This window comes from Exiguobacterium sp. AT1b (assembly GCF_000023045.1).
GTDB lineage: Bacteria > Bacillota > Bacilli > Exiguobacteriales > Exiguobacteriaceae > Exiguobacterium.
In genome coordinates, this window is record NC_012673.1 from 1709438 (window position 1) to 1734520 (window position 25083).

General features: G+C 48.5%; 27 protein-coding genes. 26 read left to right on the plus strand and 1 reads right to left on the minus strand.

The window, feature by feature from the left end; all coding sequences use genetic code 11:
• The first annotated feature begins 7 nt into the window (after positions 1 to 7).
• Positions 8 to 790, plus strand: a complete 783-nt coding sequence (locus EAT1B_RS08860) for a ParB/RepB/Spo0J family partition protein (protein ID WP_015880225.1) — start codon at positions 8 to 10, stop codon at positions 788 to 790.
• Here EAT1B_RS08860 and yyaC read toward each other — a convergent pair.
• The gene (gene yyaC, locus EAT1B_RS08865; protein WP_015880226.1) at positions 763 to 1389 is read right to left on the minus strand and encodes a spore protease YyaC; all 627 of its coding nucleotides are present in this window, start codon (positions 1387 to 1389) and stop codon (positions 763 to 765) included. The genes EAT1B_RS08860 and yyaC overlap by 28 nt on opposite strands.
• A 169-nt stretch (positions 1390 to 1558) precedes the next feature.
• Between yyaC and EAT1B_RS08870 the strand changes: the two genes are divergently transcribed.
• The 25 genes from EAT1B_RS08870 to EAT1B_RS08985 all read left to right on the plus strand — a co-directional run bounded on the left by EAT1B_RS08870 (position 1559) and on the right by EAT1B_RS08985 (position 25059).
• Positions 1559 to 2500: a mechanosensitive ion channel family protein gene (locus EAT1B_RS08870; RefSeq protein ID WP_015880227.1), complete on the plus strand. Its 942-nt coding sequence runs from the start codon at positions 1559 to 1561 to the stop codon at positions 2498 to 2500.
• Positions 2490 to 2693: a DUF951 domain-containing protein gene (locus tag EAT1B_RS08875; protein ID WP_015880228.1), complete on the plus strand. Its 204-nt coding sequence runs from the start codon at positions 2490 to 2492 to the stop codon at positions 2691 to 2693. The genes EAT1B_RS08870 and EAT1B_RS08875 overlap by 11 nt, the downstream gene beginning before the upstream one ends.
• 153 nt (positions 2694 to 2846) lie before the next feature.
• A complete protein-coding gene (gene ychF, locus EAT1B_RS08880) occupies positions 2847 to 3947 on the plus strand; it encodes a redox-regulated ATPase YchF (protein ID WP_015880229.1) in 1101 nt (366 codons plus the stop codon).
• A gap of 130 nt (positions 3948 to 4077) precedes the next feature.
• On the plus strand, positions 4078 to 4365 hold the full coding sequence (gene rpsF / locus EAT1B_RS08885; protein WP_015880230.1) for a 30S ribosomal protein S6: 288 nt from the start codon (positions 4078 to 4080) through the stop codon (positions 4363 to 4365).
• A gap of 37 nt (positions 4366 to 4402) precedes the next feature.
• Entirely contained in the window at positions 4403 to 4912 is a 510-nt protein-coding gene (ssb, locus tag EAT1B_RS08890) for a single-stranded DNA-binding protein (protein WP_015880231.1), read from the plus strand.
• 43 nt (positions 4913 to 4955) lie between these two features.
• Entirely contained in the window at positions 4956 to 5186 is a 231-nt protein-coding gene (rpsR, locus tag EAT1B_RS08895; protein WP_015880232.1) for a 30S ribosomal protein S18, read from the plus strand.
• Between the two features lie 152 nt (positions 5187 to 5338).
• On the plus strand, positions 5339 to 7330 hold the full coding sequence (locus tag EAT1B_RS08900; protein WP_015880233.1) for a DHH family phosphoesterase: 1992 nt from the start codon (positions 5339 to 5341) through the stop codon (positions 7328 to 7330).
• Positions 7327 to 7770, plus strand: coding sequence for a 50S ribosomal protein L9 (gene rplI, locus EAT1B_RS08905; RefSeq protein WP_015880234.1), 444 nt, complete (start codon positions 7327 to 7329; stop codon positions 7768 to 7770). Before EAT1B_RS08900 ends, rplI begins: the two co-directional genes overlap by 4 nt.
• Before the next feature lie 17 nt (positions 7771 to 7787).
• Entirely contained in the window at positions 7788 to 9140 is a 1353-nt protein-coding gene (dnaB, locus tag EAT1B_RS08910; protein WP_015880235.1) for a replicative DNA helicase, read from the plus strand.
• Between the two features lie 157 nt (positions 9141 to 9297).
• Positions 9298 to 10587: an adenylosuccinate synthase gene (locus EAT1B_RS08915; protein WP_015880236.1), complete on the plus strand. Its 1290-nt coding sequence runs from the start codon at positions 9298 to 9300 to the stop codon at positions 10585 to 10587.
• 121 nt (positions 10588 to 10708) lie between these two features.
• Entirely contained in the window at positions 10709 to 11419 is a 711-nt protein-coding gene (gene yycF, locus EAT1B_RS08920) for a response regulator YycF (protein WP_015880237.1), read from the plus strand.
• A gap of 3 nt (positions 11420 to 11422) precedes the next feature.
• Positions 11423 to 13264 (plus strand): cell wall metabolism sensor histidine kinase WalK, encoded by a 1842-nt coding sequence (walK, locus tag EAT1B_RS08925; RefSeq protein WP_015880238.1) that lies wholly within the window; start codon positions 11423 to 11425, stop codon positions 13262 to 13264.
• Positions 13264 to 14646, plus strand: a complete 1383-nt coding sequence (gene yycH / locus EAT1B_RS08930) for a two-component system activity regulator YycH (RefSeq protein ID WP_015880239.1) — start codon at positions 13264 to 13266, stop codon at positions 14644 to 14646. Before walK ends, yycH begins: the two co-directional genes overlap by 1 nt.
• Entirely contained in the window at positions 14633 to 15457 is an 825-nt protein-coding gene (locus tag EAT1B_RS08935) for a two-component system regulatory protein YycI (protein ID WP_015880240.1), read from the plus strand. The genes yycH and EAT1B_RS08935 overlap by 14 nt, the downstream gene beginning before the upstream one ends.
• A gap of 13 nt (positions 15458 to 15470) precedes the next feature.
• Positions 15471 to 16262, plus strand: a complete 792-nt coding sequence (locus EAT1B_RS08940; protein ID WP_015880241.1) for an MBL fold metallo-hydrolase — start codon at positions 15471 to 15473, stop codon at positions 16260 to 16262.
• 51 nt (positions 16263 to 16313) lie between these two features.
• The gene (locus EAT1B_RS08945; protein WP_015880242.1) at positions 16314 to 17573 is read left to right on the plus strand and encodes a S1C family serine protease; all 1260 of its coding nucleotides are present in this window, start codon (positions 16314 to 16316) and stop codon (positions 17571 to 17573) included.
• 37 nt (positions 17574 to 17610) lie between these two features.
• On the plus strand, positions 17611 to 17772 hold the full coding sequence (locus tag EAT1B_RS15780) for a CxxH/CxxC protein (protein ID WP_015880243.1): 162 nt from the start codon (positions 17611 to 17613) through the stop codon (positions 17770 to 17772).
• 83 nt (positions 17773 to 17855) lie between these two features.
• Complete coding sequence (gene rlmH, locus EAT1B_RS08950) at positions 17856 to 18335, plus strand: 23S rRNA (pseudouridine(1915)-N(3))-methyltransferase RlmH (RefSeq protein WP_015880244.1); 480 nt, start codon at positions 17856 to 17858, stop codon at positions 18333 to 18335.
• A 151-nt stretch (positions 18336 to 18486) separates the two neighbouring features.
• Positions 18487 to 19437, plus strand: a complete 951-nt coding sequence (locus EAT1B_RS08955) for a hypothetical protein (protein ID WP_015880245.1) — start codon at positions 18487 to 18489, stop codon at positions 19435 to 19437.
• Between the two features lie 24 nt (positions 19438 to 19461).
• A complete protein-coding gene (locus tag EAT1B_RS08960) occupies positions 19462 to 20016 on the plus strand; it encodes a GNAT family N-acetyltransferase (protein ID WP_015880246.1) in 555 nt (184 codons plus the stop codon).
• A 172-nt stretch (positions 20017 to 20188) separates the two neighbouring features.
• Entirely contained in the window at positions 20189 to 20434 is a 246-nt protein-coding gene (locus EAT1B_RS08965; RefSeq protein WP_015880247.1) for an acyl carrier protein, read from the plus strand.
• Positions 20431 to 21837 (plus strand): AMP-binding protein, encoded by a 1407-nt coding sequence (locus tag EAT1B_RS08970; protein ID WP_015880248.1) that lies wholly within the window; start codon positions 20431 to 20433, stop codon positions 21835 to 21837. The genes EAT1B_RS08965 and EAT1B_RS08970 overlap by 4 nt, the downstream gene beginning before the upstream one ends.
• Positions 21838 to 21886: 49 nt before the next feature.
• Positions 21887 to 23338, plus strand: a complete 1452-nt coding sequence (locus EAT1B_RS08975; protein ID WP_015880249.1) for an MBOAT family protein — start codon at positions 21887 to 21889, stop codon at positions 23336 to 23338.
• 21 nt (positions 23339 to 23359) lie between these two features.
• Positions 23360 to 24265 (plus strand): hypothetical protein, encoded by a 906-nt coding sequence (locus EAT1B_RS08980; protein WP_015880250.1) that lies wholly within the window; start codon positions 23360 to 23362, stop codon positions 24263 to 24265.
• 71 nt (positions 24266 to 24336) lie between these two features.
• Entirely contained in the window at positions 24337 to 25059 is a 723-nt protein-coding gene (locus EAT1B_RS08985) for an alpha/beta fold hydrolase (protein ID WP_015880251.1), read from the plus strand.
• Positions 25060 to 25083: the final 24 nt, after the last annotated feature.

Here is a 25083-nt window from a genome sequence, read left to right on the forward strand (position 1 = left end):
TTTGTAGATGGAACGATTGCCATTAAAATTCATTCGCCCAAACCCGAATCAGCCCCGGAAACAATTTGAGGTGGAAAAACTAGAAGAGTTACGTCAATCCATTGAGCGATATGGCGTCCTGCAACCGATCGTCGTTCGAAAAGCGACAGGGTACTATGAAATCATTGCCGGGGAACGACGGTTTCAGGCGGCGAAACTCGCGGGAAAAGAGGACATTCCTGCCCTCGTCGTCACGGCGGACTCCGATCGCGTCATGGAGTTGGCGCTGATTGAAAACATTCAGCGGGCAGACTTGAATGCCATCGAAGAGGCTGTCGCCTATGAACAGTTGATGCAGACGCTAGGCCTGACGCAACAACAGTTGGCCGATCGCGTCGGAAAGAGCCGCAGTCATGTGACGAACAGTCTTCGCCTCCTCCGGTTGCCGAGTGCCGTCCAGCATGCGGTCATGGTCGGAGATTTGACGATGGGACATGCACGTGCCATCACGGGCATGAAATCGGAACAAGCGATGGAACAGATTGCGAAACGGGTCATTGCCGAGCATTGGACGGTCCGTCGCCTCGAGCGATATTTACAAAAAGAGCGCACAGAAAAAAAGACGCTGAAGCGATCGAACGCCGATATCGAGGCGGTCGAAGCGGTGCTTGCGGAGCGTCTTCAGATGGATGTGTCGATTCGTCCACGCCGAAAAGGCGGCGTCCTCGAGTTGAAATACTTTTCCCAAGATGACTTGGAACAATTGTTGACGTTACTATCGCCTCAAGACTTTGATTCGTCTCGTGACTGACGAAGACGTGTAATGGCCGCCTCTTCGTGATGCAGGCGCCCGATGCGTGCATCAAAATCGGCGAATCCGTCTGTGATGAAACGTGCGAGTTCATACACGAGATGGAGGCGGGTATTCTGTAAAATCATCATCTCCATGAATCCACTTACGTTCACGACGGCTTTAATATTGTACGCACCGACTGCCGGGAGCTCTTTTTGGACACCGGCCCCTGGAGCGAGCGGACCTTCCGAAAAGAAGACGTAACCGACACTCGATAAACGTCCGAGACAGGCGTCGATGGCGATGATGAGCGGTTGATGGAAGCGCGTTTGAATCTCGTGTAACGTTTCCACCAAATTGAGTGCATGTACAGGTTTTGTTAATGTGCCGTATACATGTAAATTTCGGATGTGACGTTCTTCTAAAAACGTTCCGACGAGCGGACCGAGTGAATCACCGGTCGAACGGTCCGAACCGATGCAAACAAGGACGATGGGGCGATGGGTTTCATTGACCAACTGTTCATGAAGTTGGTCCGCAAGCAATCTGGATCCACTCCGCTCAGTGTGTTCAATGAAGAAAGAGTATGGTTTATGAGGTTTTAAGCGAAACGGCATGAATCTCATCCTCTCTTCTAAGCTGCCTATTCCTAGTTGCAGTTGGGGGATTGATCTCGTATTAACCCATTCCCAAAAGTGGAAAACTTCTAACTTCCGAATGCAGCGTTTGAGAAAAGTCGTGAAATATGTTTTGATGATTTAGAATCTACGACTTTGAGGTGAAAAGATGGCTTCGCAAAATACAGAAAAAGATTTAAGCACGGTTGCCGATGAGACAATCGATAGCGTGAACCAATTCGTGGAGTACTTTAAAGATACAGATATGTGGATTGGTTTAGGGATCAAGCTCGCCGGTGTGGCGCTGATCATCCTTGGTTTATATATCGCAACGCGCATTTTGACGACGATGGTCGAGCGCGTGTTTACACTCCGCAAAATAAAAGAACATGATATCGTCGCCCAGCGACAGAATGAAACGTTATTAAAACTGGCACAAAACACAATCCGCTATGTGATCGGGTTGATTATGGTCTTGACGGTGCTTGGACAATTCGGCGTGAATATCGCCGGTTTGATTGCATCAGCCGGGGTCGCAGGTCTTGCGATTTCATTCGGGGCACAAAGTTTGGTGAAAGACGTCATCACAGGGGCGTTTATCATCTTTGAAAACCAATATAAGAACGGGGATTACGTCAATTTGAACCAACAAGTCGACGGGACGGTCATCGAGGTCGGAATCCGGACGACGAAGTTAAAAGGATTGAACGGGCAAGTGACGATTATTCCGAACGGACAAATCTTACAAGTGACGAACTACTCGCTTGAAAACAGCGTCGCCGTGGTCGATATTGGGGTCGCATACGAAGAAGATATGTCAAAAGTAGAGCAAGCGCTCAAAGAAATTGCGAAAACGGTCGAAGCACGCTATCACGACTTGTTCATCAAACCAATCGACTTAGCTGGAGTACAGTCGCTCGGACCGTCGGAAGTGGTGTACCGATTAATGGCGGAAGTCCCGCCGACCCAACATTTCGCAGCTGGTCGAATTTTGCATAAAGAGTTAAAGGCTGGACTTGACGAGCGGGGGATTGAAATTCCATACCCACGTACGGTCATGATGCCACCGAACTCGGCTCCTAAAGGAGGAGAAGCAGAAAATGCAAAGTAAAACGTATGCATTGAACGATGTGGTGGAAATGAAAAAACCGCATGCCTGTAAGACGAACCGCTGGCAAATCACGCGTGTCGGGATGGACATTCGAATCAAGTGTCAAGGCTGCGGAGCCAGTGTGCTCATGCAACGCCGTGATTTCGATAAACGATTCAAGAAAGTGCTTGAACAAGGGAACGCCGCCGAATAAGCGGCGTTTTTCTTTAGGTTATGAACGTGAGTTGCGGTTTAATCGTGGACTATCTATAATTGTGAAGGATGTGACGGTGTGGTGTACTGAATGTACCCACTCCACAGACGGCTTAACATTTCCCGGGAAACACCGGATGAGGAGGAACTACTAGTGGGATTAACAGCAGGAATTGTCGGATTGCCAAACGTCGGGAAATCGACATTGTTTAATGCGATTACACAAGCAGGAGTCGAGGCGGCCAACTATCCGTTCGCGACAATCGACCCGAACGTCGGCGTCGTAGAAGTACCAGACGCGCGTCTTGATCGATTGACGGAACTCGTCAAACCGAAAAAGACAGTACCGACAGCATTTGAGTTTACAGATATCGCTGGAATCGTGAAAGGTGCATCAAAAGGGGAAGGTCTCGGAAACAAGTTCTTGGCGAACATTCGCGAAGTCGATGCAATTTGCCAAGTCGTCCGTTGTTTCGAAGACGAGAACATCACGCACGTCGCAGGCCGTGTCTCGCCGATTGACGACATCACGACAATCAACCTTGAATTGATCTTAGCTGACCTTGAGCAAGTCGATAAACGCATCGCACGTGTTCAAAAAATGGTGAAGGCAAAAGATAAAGGTGCGGTACAAGAACTCGAAGCACTTGAAATCGTACGAGATGTGCTCGAGTCAGAGCGTCCGGCACGTGTTGCTGAATTATCAGAAGACCAACTCGCAATCGTCAAACACTTCCAATTGCTTACGATGAAGCCGATGCTTTACGTGGCGAACGTGAGTGAGGATGAAGTGGCAGATGCCGATTCGAACGAGTTTGTACAAGCGGTCCGTGATCACGCGGCAACAGAAGGATCGAAAGTCATCGTCATCTGTGCGCGAATCGAAGAAGAAATTTCAGAACTCGAACCGGAAGAACGCCTCGAATTCTTACAAGATCTCGGGATCGAAGAGTCAGGACTTGATCAATTGATCCGTGCGGCCTACTCGACACTTGGCCTTGCGACATACTTCACGGCAGGTGAGAAGGAAGTTCGTGCATGGACATTCAAACAAGGGATGAAAGCCCCACAATGTGCCGGTGTCATCCACTCTGACTTCGAACGTGGATTCATCCGTGCCGAAGTCGTGTCGTATGAAGACCTTTCAGCAGCAGGAAACATGACGACGGTGAAAGAACAAGGGAAACTTCGTTCAGAAGGAAAAGAATACGTCTTCCAAGATGGCGACGTTGTCACGTTCCGCTTCAACGTATAAGTTGATTTACGGAAACGTATTGTAAAAGTTAAGGAAGTTTGATAGTATATTATGACGTGAGTAAAACAATTGTTTGCTCCTTGCTCCTACAACCGGTAGGGGCCGTTAGTCCAAGAGGAGGTGAAAGATAATGCGTAAATACGAACTTCTTTACATTATCCGTCCATCAGTTGATGAGGAAGCGAAGAAAGCTTTAATCGAGCGCTTCAACAACGTCATCACTGAAAACGGTGGTACTGTTGAAAAAACAACAGACATGGGTAAACGTCGTTTCGCTTATGAAATCAACAAGATGCGCGAAGGACACTACGTTCTTCTTAACATCGTTGCTGAACCTAAAGCGATCTTAGAAACAGAGCGTCTCATGAAGATCTCTGACGACGTTGTCCGTCAAATGACAACAAAAGACGAGCGTTAATCCTTAACGTTTCGTATCGTGAAAGGGGAGCTTGGAGATGATTAACCGAGTTGTGTTAGTTGGTCGATTGACTCGCGATCCCGAAATGCGTTATACGCAGAGCGGAATCGCCGTAACACGCCTTACTCTCGCTTGCGATCGTCCATTCGCTGGACAAGATGGGAAGCGCGAGACGGACTTTATTGATTGTGTCGTTTGGCGCAAACAAGCAGAGAACGTAGCACAATACTTGAAAAAGGGCAGCATGGCCGGCGTTGACGGTCGCCTTCAAATCAGTAGTTACGAAGGACAAGATGGCCAACGTCGTTACCGGGCAGAAGTAGTCGCCGACAGCGTACGCTTCCTTGAACCACGCGGAGCCTCAGGGCAACGTGAGCAAGCACCATCAGGAGATGTCTTCGGTGGTGGTGAATCAAGTGGATCAGGATGGGGCGCAGGAGCTGCTTCGACTTCATCTCAGTCCTCGAATTCGAATAAAGGTTTTGACGCAGATCCGTTCTCGGGTGGCGGCAAAATCGACTTGTCAGATGATGATTTGCCATTCTAATCATCATGGACAATAAAAACTAACTTATAAAGGAGGTCTTCACATGGCACGTCGTCCAGGAGGTCGTCGTCGTCGTAAAGTATGTTTCTTTACGTCGAACAACATCACTCATATCGATTATAAAGACGTAGAATTGCTCAAACGCTTCGTTTCGGAGCGTGGTAAAATTCTTCCACGTCGTGTGACTGGTACTTCAGCGAAATACCAACGTCCACTTACTGTCGCTATCAAGCGCTCACGTCAAATGGCTTTGCTTCCATACGTTGCAGAGTAATTGTTTGACGAACGGCTTATCCTCTTGGATAAGTCGTTTTTTTGTATTTCATCTCGTCTGTAAGTGTGTAAGTGAAACCGACGAATATGGTATGATAGAGCAGAAACCTTTACGATTCCATGGGTGAACATTACTCATTTTAGGAGGCATACATGCACAGTGGTGAAGCAATAACATCCGTGAAGAACCAATACGCGCGGCACATGATTCCATACGTGATTGGATTCCTTGTCTCGTTGGGATTGGCGTTCTACAACATTGTGGCGGCAATCACCCTGTTTATGGGCACGCTGATTTTTTTCATCTATCAGCAAGTGACGATGCGACGGGAGCGTAAAAATTGGGAACAGTATGTCCTCTCTCTCTCTCATCAAATCGAAGAGGTCGGAAAAGAAGCGTTGACGACGATGCCGATTGGGATTTTAGTCTTTGACCAGGACCGACGGATCAGTTGGTATAACGAACAATCACGATTGATTTTCGAACTCGATATGGCGATTGGAATACCGCTTGATGCGCTCCATTCCGCCTTCGATGAATTGATTGAAGAAGAAGAGGATGAAGCCACGATTGAAGTGGGTGACCGTGTCTATCGTGTCTATTACAATCAAATCCATCAAACCCTCTATTTATTTGACATGACCGAAGAAGCGGAGATGGAACAAAAGTATGTTCAAACGCAGACGGTCATCGGTATTTTGTATTTAGATAACTATGACGAGATGTCGACTGCGGTGGATGAACAGGTCCGTAGTGAAGTCAATCGTCGGGTGACGGTGCTCCTCAATCAATGGGCGCAGCGGCATCACATCTACATGCGTCGTACAGCGGCGGACCGCTTTTTCCTCGTCATGAATGAACGGACGCTATCTGAACTTGAAAACAACCGCTTTTCGATCTTGGATGAAGTGCGTGATGCGACGAAGGAACAAAGAATCCCGTTGACGTTATCAATCGGGATTGGGTGCGGTGAAACGACGTTGACGGAGCTCGGCAATCTCTCTCAGTCGAGCCTTGATTTAGGACTTGGCCGTGGTGGTGACCAGGCGGTCGTCAAGCGTCATAACGGAAAAGTTCGTTTCTTCGGCGGGAAGACAAACCCGACCGAGAAGCGAACACGTGTCCGAGCACGTGTCATCTCGAACTCGATGCGTGACCTCATTCGGGAGTCAAGCCGTGTCCTCGTTATGGGACATAAGAATCCAGATATGGACTCGCTCGGTGCTTCCATCGGTGTCATGAAATTGGCCGAGTTTGTTGGACGCGAGGCGTATGTCGTCATTCCATCCGGTGAGACGAGTGTCGGGATCCAGCGGCTCGTCCAGGAAGTGGAGAACGATGACTCGTTATACAGCCAATTCTTGACCGAGTATGAGGCGCAGCCACTCATCGATGAACAGACATTACTCGTCGTCGTCGATACACACCGTCCGTCCCTCGTCATTTCAAAAGACATTTTGTATCGGTCGGAGCGGGTCGTCGTCATCGACCATCATCGTCGCGGGGAAGAATTTATCGAAGATCCGGTTCTCGTGTACATGGAGCCGTACGCATCATCAACGAGTGAGCTCGTCACGGAATTGATTGAGTATCAGGCGGGAAGTCGAAAGCTCTCGATTTTAGAGGCGACGTCACTTCTCGCGGGGATCATGGTCGATACGAAAGGATTTACGCTCCGTACGGGGTCCCGTACGTTTGATGCGGCATCCTTCTTGCGAGTTCAAGGGGCTGACACGGTACTCGTGCAGCACTTCATGAGACAAGACCTCGATGCCTATATCGAGCAGTCTCAGATTTTGAGAAACACCGAAATTTATGCAGGTGGCATGGCGATTGCGGTCGCTTCTGACGACGAGGCACACCATCAAGTGTTGATTGCTCAGTCTGCAGACCAGTTGTTGAATATGGAAGGCGTCAAAGCCTCGTTCGTCATCGCCATCTTACCGGACGGACGTACGGGAATCAGCGCGCGGTCGCTCGGTGACGTCAACGTCCAGGTCATCATGGAAATGCTCGATGGCGGTGGCCATTTGACGAATGCGGCGACGCAACTTGAGGTGAGTCGCGAACAAGCGAACGTCATGTTGAAAGAGGCAATCGATCATTACGTAACAGATGAAACTGAAGGAGAGGAATTAGAATGAAAGTCATTTTGAAAGTAGATGTAAAAGGACAAGGGAAAGCTGGAGAAGTGAAAAACGTGGCAGACGCTTACGCTAAAAACGTCTTGTTCAAGAAGAATTTAGCAGTGGAAGCGACACCAGGAAACCTGAAAGCATTCGCGGCTAAAGAACGTCGTGCCGAAGAAGCAGCAGAAGAAGAGTTGAACGAAGCGAAACGACTCAAAGAGAAGCTTGAAAAAGAGACGATTGCCGTCACGACGAAAGCCGGTGAAGGCGGTCGCGTGTTCGGTTCGGTCACGAGCAAGCAAATCGCGGATGCCCTTAAATCGATGGGCTACAAAATCGATAAGCGTAAAATTGAACTCGAGCATCCGATCAAGGCGCTCGGTTTCACGAAAGTGCCAGTGAAGTTGCACCATGACGTCGTCGCGACGTTGAATGTACATGTACAAGAAGCTTGAAGGTGAGGTAGAGACGGATGAGTGATGCGATTCAAGTCAATACACCACCGCATAGCGTGGAAGCGGAGCAAGCCGTCTTAGGGGCGATCATCCTCGATTCGGATCGGTTGATTACGGCCTCAGAGCGGGTCGACCCGGACGACTTTTATCGTGTCAGCCACCAGCGCATCTTTGAAGCGATGCTAAAAATCAATGACCGAGGTGAGCTCGTCGACTTGGTCACGCTCAGTTCCGAGTTGCAGGCGCAAGGGATTTTAGACGAGATCGGGGGCCTCAACTATTTGGCGGAGGTCGCGGAATCCGTTCCCGCCATCGGGAACATCGGCTATTACTTGAACGTCGTCGACCAAAAAGCGGCACTCCGTCGTCTGATTCGAACAGCGACGAACATCGTCTCGGATGGTTATGAGCGTCAGGACGAGGTCGATTCTGTCCTCTCGGACGCGGAGCGGAACATTCTAAAAGTATCGCAACGAAAAGGGCAATCGAGCTTCCACCCGATTGGTTCTGTCTTATCCGATGCGTACTCGACGATTGAAAAGCTGCATCAGTCGAGCGGTGAGATCACGGGGATTGCGACCGGCTTCACGGATTTGGATAAGATGACAGCCGGTTTCCAACGAAACGATTTGATTATCGTGGCCGCCCGTCCATCTGTCGGGAAGACCGCGTTCGCCTTGAACATCTCGCAAAACGTCGCGGTCCGTACAGGTGAGAACGTCGCCATCTTCAGTTTGGAGATGGGTGCCGAGCAACTCGTCATGCGTATGTTGTGTGCGGAAGGGAACATCGATGCCCAGCGCCTCCGGACCGGTCGTCTTGAAGCGGAAGACTGGGGTCGTCTCTCTCTCGCGATGTCGTCGCTCTCACAGGCAGGCATCTACATTGACGATACACCGGGTCTTCGGGTCAACGAAATCCGAGCCAAATGTCGCCGATTGAAGCAGGAACATGGTCTCGGGATGATCATGATTGACTACTTGCAGCTCATCGTCGGGAACGGGAAACCGGGCGAGAACCGCCAACAAGAAGTATCGGAAATCTCACGTACGCTCAAAGCGATCGCACGGGAACTACAAGTACCGGTCATCGCCTTGTCTCAGCTCTCACGTGGCGTAGAGAGTCGTCAAGACAAGCGACCGATGATGTCGGATATCCGTGAATCGGGAGCAATCGAGCAGGATGCCGATATCGTCGCCTTCCTCTACCGTGATGACTATTACGATAAAGAGAGTGAAGACGCCAATACGATTGAAATCATCATTGCGAAACAACGTAACGGTCCGACCGGTACGGTCAAGCTCTCCTTCAGGAAAGAGTACAACAAGTTCGTCAATATGGAGACGCAAGCCTTCGCACCACCGATGTAACGTCGGTGGTGTCTTTTTTATATAGGGTTTGGTTAAAATGACGAACGAATAGTTACATCTTATATAAAACGTTCGGTATTCAATTGACTTTCTCGCTTTTCAAGTGTACACTTACGGATGGTTTGAACAGAACGTTGATTAATAAGGAGGATTCATTATGTCATCAGTAGTCGTAGTGGGAACGCAGTGGGGCGATGAAGGGAAAGGGAAGATCACCGATTTCTTATCGAAACAAGCCGAAGTCGTCGCGCGTTATCAAGGGGGAGACAACGCTGGTCACACGATCGTCTTCAATGATACGAAATATAAACTTCACCTCATTCCGTCTGGGATTTTCTATTCGGATAAGACGTGTGTCATCGGGAACGGGATGGTCGTCAACCCGAAATCACTCGTGACAGAACTCGCTTACTTACATGAACGTGGTGTGAGCACGGATAACCTTCGAATCTCGAACCGCGCGCATATCATCTTGCCGTACCACCAGCTTCAAGATCGTCTCGAAGAAGAGGCGAAAGGTGACGCGAAAGTCGGGACGACACTAAAAGGAATCGGCCCAGCATATATGGATAAGGCGGCACGTATCGGGATTCGCATCGCCGACCTTCTCGACAAAGAAGTGTTCGCGGAGAAGCTAAAGACCGTGCTTGAACTAAAAAACCGCATGTTCGTGAAAATGTATGAAGTCGATCCAATCGAGTTCGACGACATCTTTCAAGAATACTATGCGTACGGGCAACAGTTCGCGAAATACGTGTGTGATACATCGGTCGTCTTGAACGATTCACTCGATGAAGAGAAGAAGGTTCTCTTTGAAGGGGCTCAGGGGGTCCTTCTCGATATCGACCATGGAACGTATCCGTTCGTCACATCGTCGAACGCAGCGTCAGGTGGCGTATCGAGTGGTGCCGGAATCGGGCCATCGAAGATTCATCACGTGGTCGGCGTCTGTAAAGCATACACGTCACGCGTCGGTGACGGTCCGTTCCCGACAGAACTCGACGATGAGATCGGTCATACGATCCGTGAAGTCGGGAAAGAATACGGAACGACAACTGGTCGTCCACGCCGTGTCGGCTGGTTCGACTCGGTCGTCGTGCGTCACTCACGCCGCGTCAGCGGGATCACCGATCTTTGCCTCAACTCCATCGATGTATTGACAGGTCTTGAGACGCTCAAGATTTGTACATCGTATGAGTACGAAGGAAAGCATCTCGACGAGTATCCACCGAACTTCCGCGTCCTTGAGAAGTGTGTACCGGTATACGAAGAGCTTCCTGGCTGGACAGAAGACATCACAGGGGTTCGTCGCTTTGAAGATCTTCCGGAGAACGCACAGCGTTACGTGCGTCGCATCGAGGAATTGACAGGAATCGAGTTGTTGACGTTCTCGGTCGGACCGGCTCGTGAACAGACAGTCATCTTGCGTGATATTTACGAAGCATAAGAAAGGGAGCCATCGGGCTCTCTTTTTCTATTTCCACGGAAATGGACCACGCTTTCTAAGCGGTTTAAAAAGAGTTACAATGTAGGCATGTACGTTTAATGATAAGAGGAGGACTCACTGAATGGATCGTACGATTTTAGTGGTAGATGACGAACAACCAATCGCAGATATATTGAAGTTTAAACTTGAAAAAGAAGGTTACCAGGTGCATGTCGCCTATGACGGCGAAGAAGCGCTCGTCAAAGTAGAAGAGATTCAACCGGATCTCATCTTGCTCGACATCATGCTTCCGCTCAAAGACGGCATGGAAGTATGCCGTGAGGTACGGAAGAAGTATGACATGCCGATCATCATGTTGACGGCGAAAGATTCCGAGATTGACAAAGTACTCGGACTAGAGCTCGGTGCAGACGATTACGTCACAAAGCCGTTCAGCTCACGTGAATTGTTAGCCCGTGTCAAAGCGAACATGCGACGTCATGCGACAGCACCGGCGCCAGAAGCAAAAGGAGCCAACGCGAACGATATCGTGATCGGCGACTTGACGATTCATCCGGATTCGTACATGGTGACGAAACGGGATGAGAAAATCGAATTGACGCATCGCGAGTTCGAATTGATTCATTACCTCGCCCAAAACATCGGGCAAGTGATGACGCGGGAGCACTTGCTCCAAACGGTGTGGGGCTATGATTACTTCGGTGATGTGCGTACTGTGGACGTCACGGTGCGTCGTCTTCGTGAAAAAGTAGAGGACAACCCGTCGACTCCGACGTATATTATTACGCGTCGCGGCGTCGGGTATTATTTGAAGGCAGGAGAAGAAGATTAAACGATGAAACGGACGAACTTCTTTAAATCAATCCAGTGGAAGCTCGTCGTCATCTATGCGCTGCTCATTCTCGTTGCGATGCAAGTCATCGGCGTGTACTTTGTGCGTTCTTTAGAACGGCAATACATCAACAACTTCTCGCAGTCACTTGTCGACCGGGCGAACCTACTGAGCTACAACATCAGTGAGGGGACTGCCGCGAACGAGAGTGACTCGACCACGGACCAGCAGTTGAACCAGTTACTGGATCAGCTGCTGTCTGAATTTACAGAGAGCACGACGCTAGCTGACGACATTCGAGAAGTCCAAATCATCGACACGAACAGTGTCGTCCGGGCGACCTCGAACCAAAATAATCAAAGTCTTGTCGGACAACGGACGGCGAGCACGTTCATTCAAAAGTCATTCGCGACAGGCGGAGCGCAAGAGACGCTCGTCTATGAAGATTCAAATGACCGAATGCGCGTCGTCGCCGTTCCAATCAAGTCGGAAGTGGACGGCACAACGACCGGGATGATCTATATCGAGGCATCGATGAAGTCCATCTACAACCAGATGGAACAAGTGACACGCATCCTCGCAACGGGGACATTGATCGCACTCATCATCACCTCGTTCCTCGGAATCCTTTTATCTCGAACCATCACGCGACCGATTGCCGATATGCGGAGGCAGGCCGTCGAGATGCGGAAAGGGAACTTCTCGCGGAAAGTTAAAGTGTATTCGGATGACGAGGTCGGTCAACTCGCGTATGCGTTCAACGAATTGACGGATGAGTTGATGGAGGCGAACGCGACAACGGAAGCCGAACGACGCCGCTTGACGAGTGTCCTCGAGAACATGTCGGACGGTGTGGTCGCGACTGACCGATCGCTACGGGTCATCTTGATGAACGACCAGGCACGCGACATGATCGGAGTCGCTGAAGAAGAGGCGATGGGGACGAACTTACAAAGTCTCCTCGCATTCGAAGAGGAAATCGTCATTCCGGAAGACGGCACGATGCCGACAAAACTGATTGATCTCAGTACGGACGAAGAATTGTTTCTCGTTCGTGCCTATTTCTCACCGATTCAAAAACATAGCGGACCGATTACAGGTCTCATCGTCGTCTTGCATGACGTCACGGAACAAGAACAGGTCGAACAGGACCGCCGTGAATTCGTTGCGAACGTCAGTCATGAATTGCGGACGCCGCTCACGACGATGCGTAGCTATTTGGAGGTTCTCGCAGAAGGCGCGTATCAGGATGAAGAATTGGCGCCACGTTTCTTAGAAACGACACAAAACGAGACGGAGCGGATGATTCGCCTCGTCAACGACTTGTTGCAGCTCTCGAAGATGGACAGTAAAGAATATAAGATGCAAAAAGTGAAGTTCGACTTTGTGCAGTTCTTTAACGACATTATCGACCGTCACGAGATGACGAAAGGGGATGCGATTCAATTCCGTCGCAAACTGATGAAGCGTCGTGTCTACGTGCATGCCGATCAAGATAAGATGACCCAAGTCATCGACAACATCATCACGAACGCCATCAAGTTCTCACCAGAAGGCGGGACGATTACGTTCCGGACGATGCTTCGGGCGAAACGCCTTGTCATCGGCATCAAGGATGAAGGGGTCGGGATTCCGAAGTCGAACTTGAAGAAAATTTTCGAGCGTTTCTATCGTGTCGATAAGGCACGGGCGCGTAACATCGGTGGTACCGGACTCGGTCTATCGATTGCCAAGGAAGTCGTTTCCGCTCACGGTGGCGACATCTGGGCAGAGAGTGAATTTGGAAGAGGTACAACGATTTACTTCACGATCCCATTCGATACGATTGTGGAGGTGAATGATTGATGAAACGGTTTACGATTGCAAAGCCGGAACTGTGGAAGTCGTTCATTTTGCTCACGTTAATCGTCACGTCGATTGTTCAAACCATCATCTTATGGGACTACCATCCCACGTATCAGGCCGTCCAATCAGAAACGCAACTCACGACGGTGGACGAGTCATTGCAACGTCGTGCGAATCAGGTCATCATCCCGACTCAAGCGGTCGTGCATGACAACAATGCCGTGTTCGCTTCGAAGAATACACCGAAGCAACTGATGCGTGTCATTCGAGATTCGTTTGAGGCGAGTGAGTTCAAGCCGCTCGCCGTAAAAAACGTCCCGAGTTTCTATACGGATATCAACGAGGGACTCGAGTTGATCTTGCCGGAGGCCTACTATGCGGACACGCTCAGCTATATGCTTCCGGGAACGTATAGTCTGTCCGGGAAGATTCCACAGCGGATCCTCATCTATATGGACGACAGTGTGTTCAACATCCGCGCCATCATGAGCGACCAGTCCATTTGGGAAGGGAAGTTGACGAAAGTCGGAAACGGCGATGTGAACAGCCTTTTCTTAAAAAACTCGAGTCGAACGATGAAACGCGTGACGTATACGGATGAACGCGTGAATTACATCCCGGTCGTCGGACCTGAGATGAATGAGTTGTTCGCGTATGACGTATCGTCGATTCAAATCGACACTCGTCTCGACTGGATGCGAGATACGTTCTTCCCAGGTGACCCGAACGTTCAAGAAGTCGACCCGGCAAGCTCGGTCGGGGCGTTGACGAACGGTGTCAGTGTGGCGGAATATGATGCGAAACTGAACGCCAGTCGCTATCGAAACCTGTCTCGGAATAGCACCGAGCGTGATACAGCAATCGGATTGGATTCTATTGTGGAATTCGTGAACTTCCACGGGGGATGGGTCGATGAAGCGTCTGAGAATCAAGGGCTGTCCCTTCGATTCGATGCCATCACACCGGCCAACAAAGGATTTGAAACGACCGTGTTCCGTTTTCACGTGAAAGGGTATCCGGTCTTCAGTCAGCGTGAGGCGTTTATCAACAACGATGCCATCGACTTATCCACATTGCGTGTGGAAAACGACGGGGCACAGGTCCGGTCAATCACCCGTAACCACTTGGAAATCGATCGGTTGATCACCGTTGGCACGACACAGTTGGCCGATGCGGACGAGGTACTCGGTACGCTCATCAACTCCGGACGATTTGAGAACGTGACCGAGATTCGAATCGGTTATGAGATTGAATATAACGAGGACACGAGCCGCTATGTGACGTTTTCACCGAACTGGTTCGTGCGTGAGGCGGGCCGTTGGGTCCCATACAATCAAGGAGACGATTGGACAGAAAGGATGATGTATCGTGGATTGGAGTAAAGCGAAAACGATTTTAATCTTCGCCTTCCTCGCCTTGAACATCTATCTGTTGTTTCAATTGCTGACGGAAACATGGGCGACCGAAGTCGTGACGAATGACAACACCTCGATCACGCAGATTTTAGACCAGCGGAATGTCGATCCGGCAAAATTGCCACGGATGGGTCGGGATATCGGCTATTTGACAGGTTCGTCTGAAGAGATGTCAGCCGCGATGATCACGAAAAATCGGGAGGCACAGCTCGCGACGACGCTCGACAACATGCAACTCGAAGTCGAGTTGAAACAACCCGTCCCGCTCGATGCGAAGGATTTACGAACGACCGCCTCGACGTTTGTAGCAGAATATGCCCCGTTTGGAAACGAGTACGCCTACTGGCGCTACGATGAAAAAACGAGACAGATCGCTTTCGTGCAAACATTCGAGGATAACAAGATTTTTTCAGCACCTGAAGTCGAGGGAGATACGGAAATGTACATCGGTCCATCCCTCATCCTCATTCAGTTGAACGAGTCGTTCGAAGTGACGGATTATAAACAGCGTCATTTAAAAGACCTCTCGTCAAAAACGCAAGACGACCTCGTGTTGACGGCCAGTGAAGCCATCTCACAACTCGCATCTCGGAAGTACTTCCAACCGAACCAGGAGATGCGGGCCATCAATACCGGGTTTTACAGTTTACCGCTCGACAGCTCTGGCAGTTTGATTATCATGCCACCGCTTTGGTCGATCGGGATTGATGATCAGGTCTACTTCGTCAATGCAATCGATGGAACAGTCGAGCACGTGGAGTTTGAAACGAAAGAATGAAAGGAGTGATTGCGTGACTTTACAGTATAGTGTGTTAGCGAGCGGGTCGACCGGAAACGCCCTCTATATCGAGACGGAACGGACGAAGCTGCTCGTCGATGCCGGATTGACCGGAAAAGCGATGCAACAGCGCATCGAAGCCATCGGTCGGTCATTTGACGGAATCGACGCACTGCTCGTCACCCATGAGCACTCCGACCATATTAAAGGTGTCGGGATACTAGCACGAAAGTACAATTTACCGATTTATGCGAATGCGAAGACATGGGCAGCGATGGAATCACTGATTGGAAAGATTGATCCTGCCTTGAAGTTTCAAATCGAAGTCGGAGATGTGAAACAGTTCGGGGATATCGAAATCGAGACGTTCAACGTGAGCCATGATGCGGCAGACCCGATGTTTTATCAGTTTGCCCATGACGGGAAACGATTAGCCCATATCACCGACACGGGTTATGTCTCGGACCGGATGAAAGGAATCATCCGTGGAGCGGACGACTTCATCTTTGAGTCGAACCATGACGTCTCGATGTTGCAGATGGGGCGTTATCCATGGAGTGTCAAACGACGAATCCTCGGCGACTATGGCCACGTCTCGAACGAGGATGCAGCCATCGCGATGAGTGAGGTCATCGGTGACCGCACGAAACGGATCTATTTGGCCCACTTAAGTAAGGACAACAACATGAAGGAGCTCGCACAGATGAGCGTCTCGCAAACACTCGGCATGCGAGACGTCGACTTAGGTCGAATCAAATTGTGCGACACGGACCCGACAATCCCCACTTCACTCGTTTCTTTATAAGGAAACTTGGGAAAAGACAGTTATCACACTGTCTTGAAGGGGGGACGCGTCGTGAACGAAGAGAGACACCATGAATATGAACCTCAAGACGTCGAACCTGAAGTACACGAAGCAACAGAAGAGAAATCGACGTATCCGTCTCGGAGCGAATGGCGACCGAAGCAAGAGGAGCACGTACGCCATAAGCCGAGACCAAATATAAAACCGTTGTTACTCGGAGGGGTTGGCGGATTCTTAGGAGCGGCTTTGTTTTTTGTCATCGTGATGCTCTGGGATTCGCCGACCTCTCGTTTTGTGACGAATGAACTGACGCGGACCGAACAGGCCGTCACCGTCACCGAATCGGACGTCACGACCGCTGTCCTTGGGGCGAAGACGTCCGTCGTCAGCATCACCAATATCCAGCGTGCGTTCACCTCGGACTCGCAATGGGAGGCGGGTGCCGGATCCGGTGTCATCTATAAAGTAGAAGGAAACACGGCCTATATCGTCACGAACTTCCACGTCATCGAAGAAGCGGACGAGGTCAACATCGCCTTTTCCGATGGTCAAATCGCATCGGCAACCATTTTAGGCGAAGACCCGCTCAACGACTTGGCTGTCGCCGAGGTCGAGTTACCGAAAAATATCGATGTGGAGCCGATTGTTCTCGGGGACTCCACTGTTCTCCAAGCTGGCGAGACCGTCATGGCCATCGGAAATCCGCTCGGTGTCTTCTCAAACTCGGTCACCCGTGGTATCGTCAGTGGTGTCGAGCGGACGGTGCCGGTCGATACGAACAGCGATGGCTTGATGGATTATAACGCGGAAGTCATCCAAACGGATGCGGCCATCAACCCGGGGAATTCGGGTGGTGCCCTCATCAACATTCGTGGAGAACTCGTCGGAATCAATTCGATGAAAATCGCCGAGGCGAGCGTAGAAGGGGTCGGCTTCTCGATTCCGGTGAACGTGGCGCTACCGGTCATTGACATGTTAGAACGCGACGGCAAGGTGACACGAGCACAGCTCGGGGTCACGATTCAAGAAGTCATTGCGGTACCCGGTAACGTTCGGGAAGAGTACGGCATCTCATTCGACCAAGAAGACGGTGTCTTCGTCGAAGAAGTGACACCAGGTAGTCCGGCTGAGGAAGCGGGACTACGTATTGGCGATGTCATCACGAAAATCGGAGACCGGGAGATCAAACGATACGTCGATTTACGAGATGCGCTCTATCGTGATGCAACAGTCGGTGATACGATTACGATTGAGTATTTACGTCGCGGGGAAGCGAGAGAAACCGAGGCGACATTAACTGAAGCAACATAAAGAAGCGGCGACGCTTCTTTTTTAAGGAGGAAAAACTGTGGAAAAAAAAGTATGCAAGGAACATGTTGAAATCGCTTTAGACATCATTGTGGATGAAACAGGTGAATACCCGTTGCTAGAGGAATTATCCACAAGTGAACACGTGACATGTGAGTTCTGTGAAGCCGACGCAACATATATTGTGTCAAGCAAAAACTAATTATCAACATGTGGATTTGTGGATAACTCTGTGGATAACCCTATGGATAACTCCAAAAAAACTGTGGAAAAAGGAAGAATTGGATGAATATTTCAATTATCACGGTCGGCAAACTGAAAGAAAAATATTTAAAGCAAGGAATTGCCGAGTATACAAAACGGCTGTCTGCCTACGCAAAAGTGCAGGAAATCGAGGTCTCAGACGAAAAAGCACCCGAGCATTTGAGTGAGGCAGATATGTTACTAGTAAAACAAAAGGAAGGCGAGCGGATTTTGGCGAAGATATCCCCAGATACGCACGTCATCGCCTTGGCAATCAAAGGAAAGCAGCGGACGAGTGAAGAGTTCGCCCGTGAACTCGATCAACTCGCGACGTACGGAAAGAGTAAGATCGCCTTCGTCATCGGAGGATCGCTCGGTCTGTCGGACGATGTGATGAAGCGAGCAGATGATACGATTTCGTTCTCGAAGATGACGTTCCCCCACCAACTCATGAAGCTCGTGTTGTGTGAGCAGATTTATCGGGCGTATCGAATCAATCGGAATGAGCCGTACCATAAATAACTTCAAAACCTGTATCTCTTATATGAGATACAGGTTTTTTCTTGCTTAAAAATAGAAATACAATTGTTGTTGTAAGAATCAGCCATTACAATATAGATAATTACCATCAAAAAATAATTTTTTCATTATATTTAAAGGAGATTCGTTACATATGGAATCGAAAAAAGATTCATTGACGAGAAAGCGGACTTCTACATTTCAACGGTATTTATTACCGATTACGCTTGTCTCATCGCTTATCGTATCAGGTTCAGTAAGTTACGTAGTGAGCAAGTTAAATCAGTCTGAATCAGAAAAAGTCTTTGCAGATCAATCCTCTCAAATGAAAATTGAGCAGATGCAACAAGATTCACTCGCCGTCATTGAAGAAGAAACCCCAAAAATTTTAGACGATTTGAAGGAGTACGAGAAAGATTTATCTGAGGTTGTCACTCAAATCGAGCTAGTAAATGAAAATCTATTTTCCGTTCGAAAGGTACTGGATCAAGTTGATTCAGCTACTCTTTTTTTGTCGAGTATAAACAGCGTGGTTAATCATCCGTTGTTAAGTAGGATTAGTGGCTATGTAAGTAATGCAAATAGTACTTTGACTGAACTAGACGCCGTTTTATTTCGATTAGAGCATCTTTCAAAAGTAAAAGCAGAGATGAATGACACCCGTGAGCGCATTGAGAAAATAAATAGTGAGTATCAAACGTCGCAAGATTCAGCTGTTTTAATTAAGATGGAAAAAGAACTGGATTCTGAATTAATTTATCAAATTGAAGATATTCGGAACTCAACTGTGGAGGCACATGATGCATTAGAAATCTCTTCAAAAGTTCTTTTACAAGTAAACAAAGCTGTCGCTACCTATCATTCTTTTCAATCATCGAGTGAAAAAGTAATCCAATCTCTGCAATTTTGGAAAGAGAAGAAACAAGTGACTAAGATTGATCAAAGCCAACATGAACAATTTATGAAAGAGCTTGATGAATCGTCTGAACGATTGAAAAATTTACCGGAGGATTTGGCTAAACGTTCTAATGAAACGATCTCTTCTATCAATTCGGTGAAGTCAGAACTTCAAATGATTCGTCTGACAGAAGCTATACAGGATTGAAAATTTTATCACAAGGAGACTACGATGAACGCTACGATTCAACTCCTAACAAACCGACTAGACCCAAACTTTCTAAACACCTTCGAACGTTTCCAGGAAACGCATCGCATCTATGCCGTGGATTCGAGTGGCGAACTTTATCAAAAGGATGAGCACTATATTGATGAATGGGACGATGCGAAAAAACAACAGGTCATCGAGATTCTCAACTACTACATCGATCGTGGCGGAGTTGTTGTCGCAATCCAAAATGGTGAAACGTTACTCGGCTTTGCCGGATTGAACGGACAACCGCTCGGAACGGAAGGCCAGTATTTGAATTTGGGTTTCATTCATGTGAGTCGTCCTTGCCGAGGTCAGGGAATCGGAAAGCGATTATTTGAACGTGTCTGTCAGGCAGCAATCGAACGGAGTGCGAAAAAACTATACATCGGGGCGAATCCGGCCGTTGATACGTATCATTTCTACAAAGCGATGGGATGTACGTTAGCCGAAGAAATCGTGCCAGAAATCTATAAAGAAGAACCACTCGATTTACAACTCGAATATGTCATACCGTCTCCTGAGACTGCATCATAACGATGTGGTCTTTTTCATGCAAAAAATCGCTCAACTTCAAGCTTTATCTCCTATGAAGAATTGAGGATTTCGAAAAATTGTGATAGAATCACAAGGCAAATGATTATCATTATCAGTCGATAAGAATAGATGGAATCGAATAAGGTTGAGTGAATGTGAAAGGATGAATACAATGAGCACGCTTGAAGCATATAACATGGCATTTCGAAATGGATTGGAACTAGAGGACGATGTGGTCCTTGAAGAGATGAAGCTCGGGGAATCAACGGAGTGGGATTCGATTGGACATATGACCCTCATCGCTGAAATCGAGGATGCGTTTGACGTCTATATCGACTCGGATGAAATGACAGAGTTCCATTCGTATCAGTCTGGCATCGCGTTGCTGCAGCGCCTCGGTGTGGACATCCAGTCATGACGCTTTTTCAGACACTCGAGCAGTACATGGATCGTGAGGCGGTCTATGCGGACCGCTCTTATTCATATAGAGAGATGTTGGAAGTCGGGGACTCGATTTGTCAGGAAGTCGGCGAACGGTCGCTCGTCTTCTGCTTATGTGCCAACCGAGTCGAGTCGCTCTTCGGATATATCGGCTTTCTCCGTGGACGGGTCGTCCCGGTCTTGCTCGATGCAGATATTCCAGTAGACCAATTGCAGAAGTTGATGGAACGGTATCAACCGACTCACGTCTGGGCTCCTGAGACGAGGGAGGATTTGGCGAACTCGTTGGATGCCTTCTATGGCTATGGTGACTACGCCTTATTTGAAACCGAAACATCGGTTCGCCACCAACTTCATGAGGAGCTGGCTCTTCTGCTGACGACATCAGGTAGTACTGGAAGTCCGAAACTTGTACGCCTCACATACAAAAATCTGATGGCGAACGCTTCATCCATCATCGACTATCTCGACATCGATCAGACGGATAAGCCAATCACAACCCTTCCGATGAACTATTCGTATGGACTCTCCATCATCAACAGTCATCTGTTGAAAGGGGCGACCCTCATCCTGACAGACCGTTCGATCGTTCAAAAGGAGTTTTGGGAGCTGTGTCGTGCCGAGAAGGCGACGACGTTTGGTGGGGTCCCGTTTCATTACGAGATGTTGAAACGATTAAAGTTTGAGACGTACGACCTCCCAAGTCTGAAGAAGTTGACACAAGCGGGTGGCAAGTTAGACCCGAAGCTTGCGCAGCACTTCGCAACAGTATGTGAAGAGAAAGGGATTCAATTTTTCATCATGTACGGTCAGACGGAGGCGACGGCCCGGATGTCGTATTTACCGGATCGGATGCATGCGAAAAAAGCAGGGAGTATCGGAATCCCCATCCCTGGTGGAACGCTCTCGTTACGAGATGAAGCCGGGAACGACATCAAAGAGGCGAACGTGACGGGCGAACTCGTGTATCAAGGTGATAACGTGTCGTTCGGATACGCAACATCGTTAGCGGACCTTTCAAAAGGTGACGACAATCAAGGTATCTTGCATACGGGTGACATGGCGTATCGCGACGAGGATGGATATTTCTTCATCGTCGGCCGAATCAAGCGCATGATCAAACTGTATGGCAGTCGAATCAGCCTAGACGAAGTCGAGGCGCTCCTTCGAGAGCATGGACATGATTGCGTCTGTGCCGGGGAAGACGACCAGCTATACGTGTATACGTTACAAGATGACGTCGCACGCATTCAAAAAATCATCAAAGAACAAATCAAGGTGAAAGGTGTTCGGGTGATGCAAATTGACGAGATTCCGCGAAATGCGTTCGGGAAGATTCGTTATGCTGCATTGCCGAAGCGAGAACTTGTGACCACCTGATTGTCAGGAATCGGTACATCGTCAAGTTTCATAACATCAGGTGGTAAATATGACTTTTATTTCGATTGAATTTCTCTTATTTTTAACACTCATCGTTGGAACGTACTATATGGTTCCACATCGATATCGTTGGGTGCTCCTTTTGTTGGCGAGCTATGTCTTTTACGCCACATTGAGCGTTCAATTCATCCCGCTCCTGCTGATCAGTACGGCCTTCACCTATGTGATTGGAATTCTGATTGAGAAACAGGAGAAGAAGGAGCAGAAAAAACGGCTCATGTGGGTCGGTGTCTCGGTGCTCGTCTTCTTCCTCGGCTGGTTCAAATATTTTAATTTCGTCAATGATTCGCTCCGCTCATTTGCTACATGGAGCGGATTTGATTATGACGTCCCGTATAGAGAAATCGTGTTGCCGTTGGCCATCTCGTTTTATACGTTCCAAGCCATCAGTTATGTCGTGGACGTCTCGCGAGGGAAGCAAAAAGCAGAGCGTCATTACGGCTATTTCTCGGTCTATTTCGCCTTCTTCCCGCAACTTGTGGCGGGTCCGATTGAGCGGGCGAAAAAGCTACTTCCGCAACTGAAGACAGAGCAACATCTCGACTACGGCAATATCAGCTATGGGACTCAGCGCATCATCTGGGGATTCTTCAAGAAGACACTGATTGCCGATCGGTTGGCCCCGATTGTCGCGAGTGTGTTCAATAGCCCGGACCCGACCGGTTCGGAAATTGTGCTCGCGACGATGTTGTTCTCGATTCAATTGTTCGCGGACTTCTCGGCATGCAGTGACATCGCCATCGGCTGTGCACGCTTACTCGGGATTCGCTTATCGGAAAACTTCAAGCAGCCGCACTTCGCCGTATCAATCGCCGACTTCTGGAACCGCTGGCATATCACGCTTTCGATGTGGCTACGGGATTATATCTTCATGCCGCTCGCAAAAGGAAAGAAGAAGCGCGAACAAATATATGGTGCCATCCTTGCGACATTTTTAGTTAGTGGGATTTGGCACGGAGCCGCATGGAACTTCGTCTTATGGGGACTCATTCATGGAATCTATCGCGTGTTCGGAGACCATACGAAACAGCAACGTGAAAAAATGGCGTCATGGGTCGGATTTGACCGCGTGCCGACACTGCATCGGTGGTGGAAAATCGCCATCACGTTCCAGCTCGTCTGTTTCTCACGCGTCTTCTTTCAGTCGCACTCCATGGCCGAAGCATTCTCTCATGCCAAACTGTACGTGACGCCCTCTTCGTGGGCACCGTCAGGCATGATGCAGGCGATTCAAATGTTCTCATTACTCGATTTGATCATCTTCCTCGTCGTCTTTGTCATCGTTCATCTGTTTCAACATATCGAGCGGACGAGAGGATCGGCTTGGGACTGGATGGCACGTCAGTCTGCGGTGACGAGCGTGGCCATCAACTTGTTCTTGATTGTTTCAGCGTTCTTGTTTGGCGTCTCGAGCCAAGGATTTGTATACGGTGGGTTCTAAGATGGATGGAAAGGAATTAGCATGAAGCGTTTAGCAATCAAAATAGGTGTCGTATTACTCGTCATCATCGCAATCTTTATTCCTGTCAACGAGTTCGTGAAAGAGTCGTGGGAATATAATAATAACCGGGCTGTCCTTGCCTTCAAGGAAGACCCTCACCCGGTCGACATCATCAATCTCGGAACGTCCCATGCGATGTACGGATATTCATTCAAGTCGCTTGGATTGTCGCATCTGGATTTGGCGTTACCGAGTCAACCGATTGAATATGACTTGAAGATGTTAAAAGAATACGATGAATATCTGAAGCCAGGTGGGGTCGTGATTGTGTCGTTATCACAAATCACCTTCAGTAATTCGAACGTCGGACGGAAAGAAAACTACTATCGCGTGTTGGAACGGGAAGACTTGGAGTCGGTCAGTTGGTTCCACTACTATACGCACGAACGCTTCCCTTCATTGAACAGTGGGAGCGCCTACGCCGCCATTTCCCGGGAAATCCGAGATTTCCGCTTCGATGCGCATAAGCCATGGGAGAATGGGGGGCTGAATTATTCCGAGCGTAAGTATGAGGAAGTCGCCGCTCAATACGAGAATGCCGTGAACAATCACGAGATTGAAGAGAATATGGCATATTTACAAGACATCATCGATTATTGCAAGAAGCAAGGCTATCGCGTCGTCTTAGCGATAGAGCCGGTCCATTCGTCGTATCATGCGTATTTCGACGAAGCGGTCATGGAACGCCTCGTATTTCAGCATTTAGAAAAATTGGATATCGATGTCCCATTCCTCAACTACATGGGGGACGAACGGTTCATTCACAAACAATCCTTCTTCCATAACCCGGACCATTTGAATGGGGACGGGCGGAAGTTATTGTCTACGCTTGTTTATGAAGATTTGAAGCGATTGGGGTATTTATAAATTGATGGGCGGCTGTCCATCAATTTTTTTATGCTATATGATAGCTAAAAGGACGAAGTGAGGAGAAAGCCATGATCCATCAGCAAATGGTACAAATTCAGGACTGTGTGTTATATGCAGAGTATATTCAACACCATTCAAAGCAAGTGACAATCATTATGGATGCAGGATATGGCGATGATTCTACGACTTGGAGACAGGTGGCGAATGAAGTGTCGAGCTATGCCAATGTCCTTCTTTATGACAGGGCAGGTCTAGGCAAAAGCGGGACTAGTACGAATCGAAGAACAAGTAAGGAGATGGTTCGAGAATTGCACCAACTGATCAAACAGTTGGATATAGCATCTCCGTTCATTTTAGTCGGTCATTCGTTCGGAGGCATCAACATGCAATTGTTCGCATCTGAATATCCAAATGAAGTAACGGGTCTTGTGCTAGTAGACACGACACCAAGTGATTATCGTGAACGATTTCTTCCGACCATGTCACAAGAGTTTCAAAACGCATATCATAAACAGTTTCTACGAGAAGGGAACTATACTGATTTTATAGAAAGTTTGCACCAAGTGAAACGAGCAAATCTTAATCTTTCAATCCCGACAATTATCATATCAGCAGGAAAGAAAGACTTTTATTCCACAGAAAATCAGAGGCTATGGAATGTCTTACAAAAAGAAATGACGGGAATATCTTCAAATGCCTCATTTGTAATTGCGGAGCAGAGCGCACATTATATCCAAAGAGATGAGCCATACTTGATTGTAGAAGCAATTCAAGAGTTACTAATGAAGTGATACATAAACGGATAAGATGAGGAG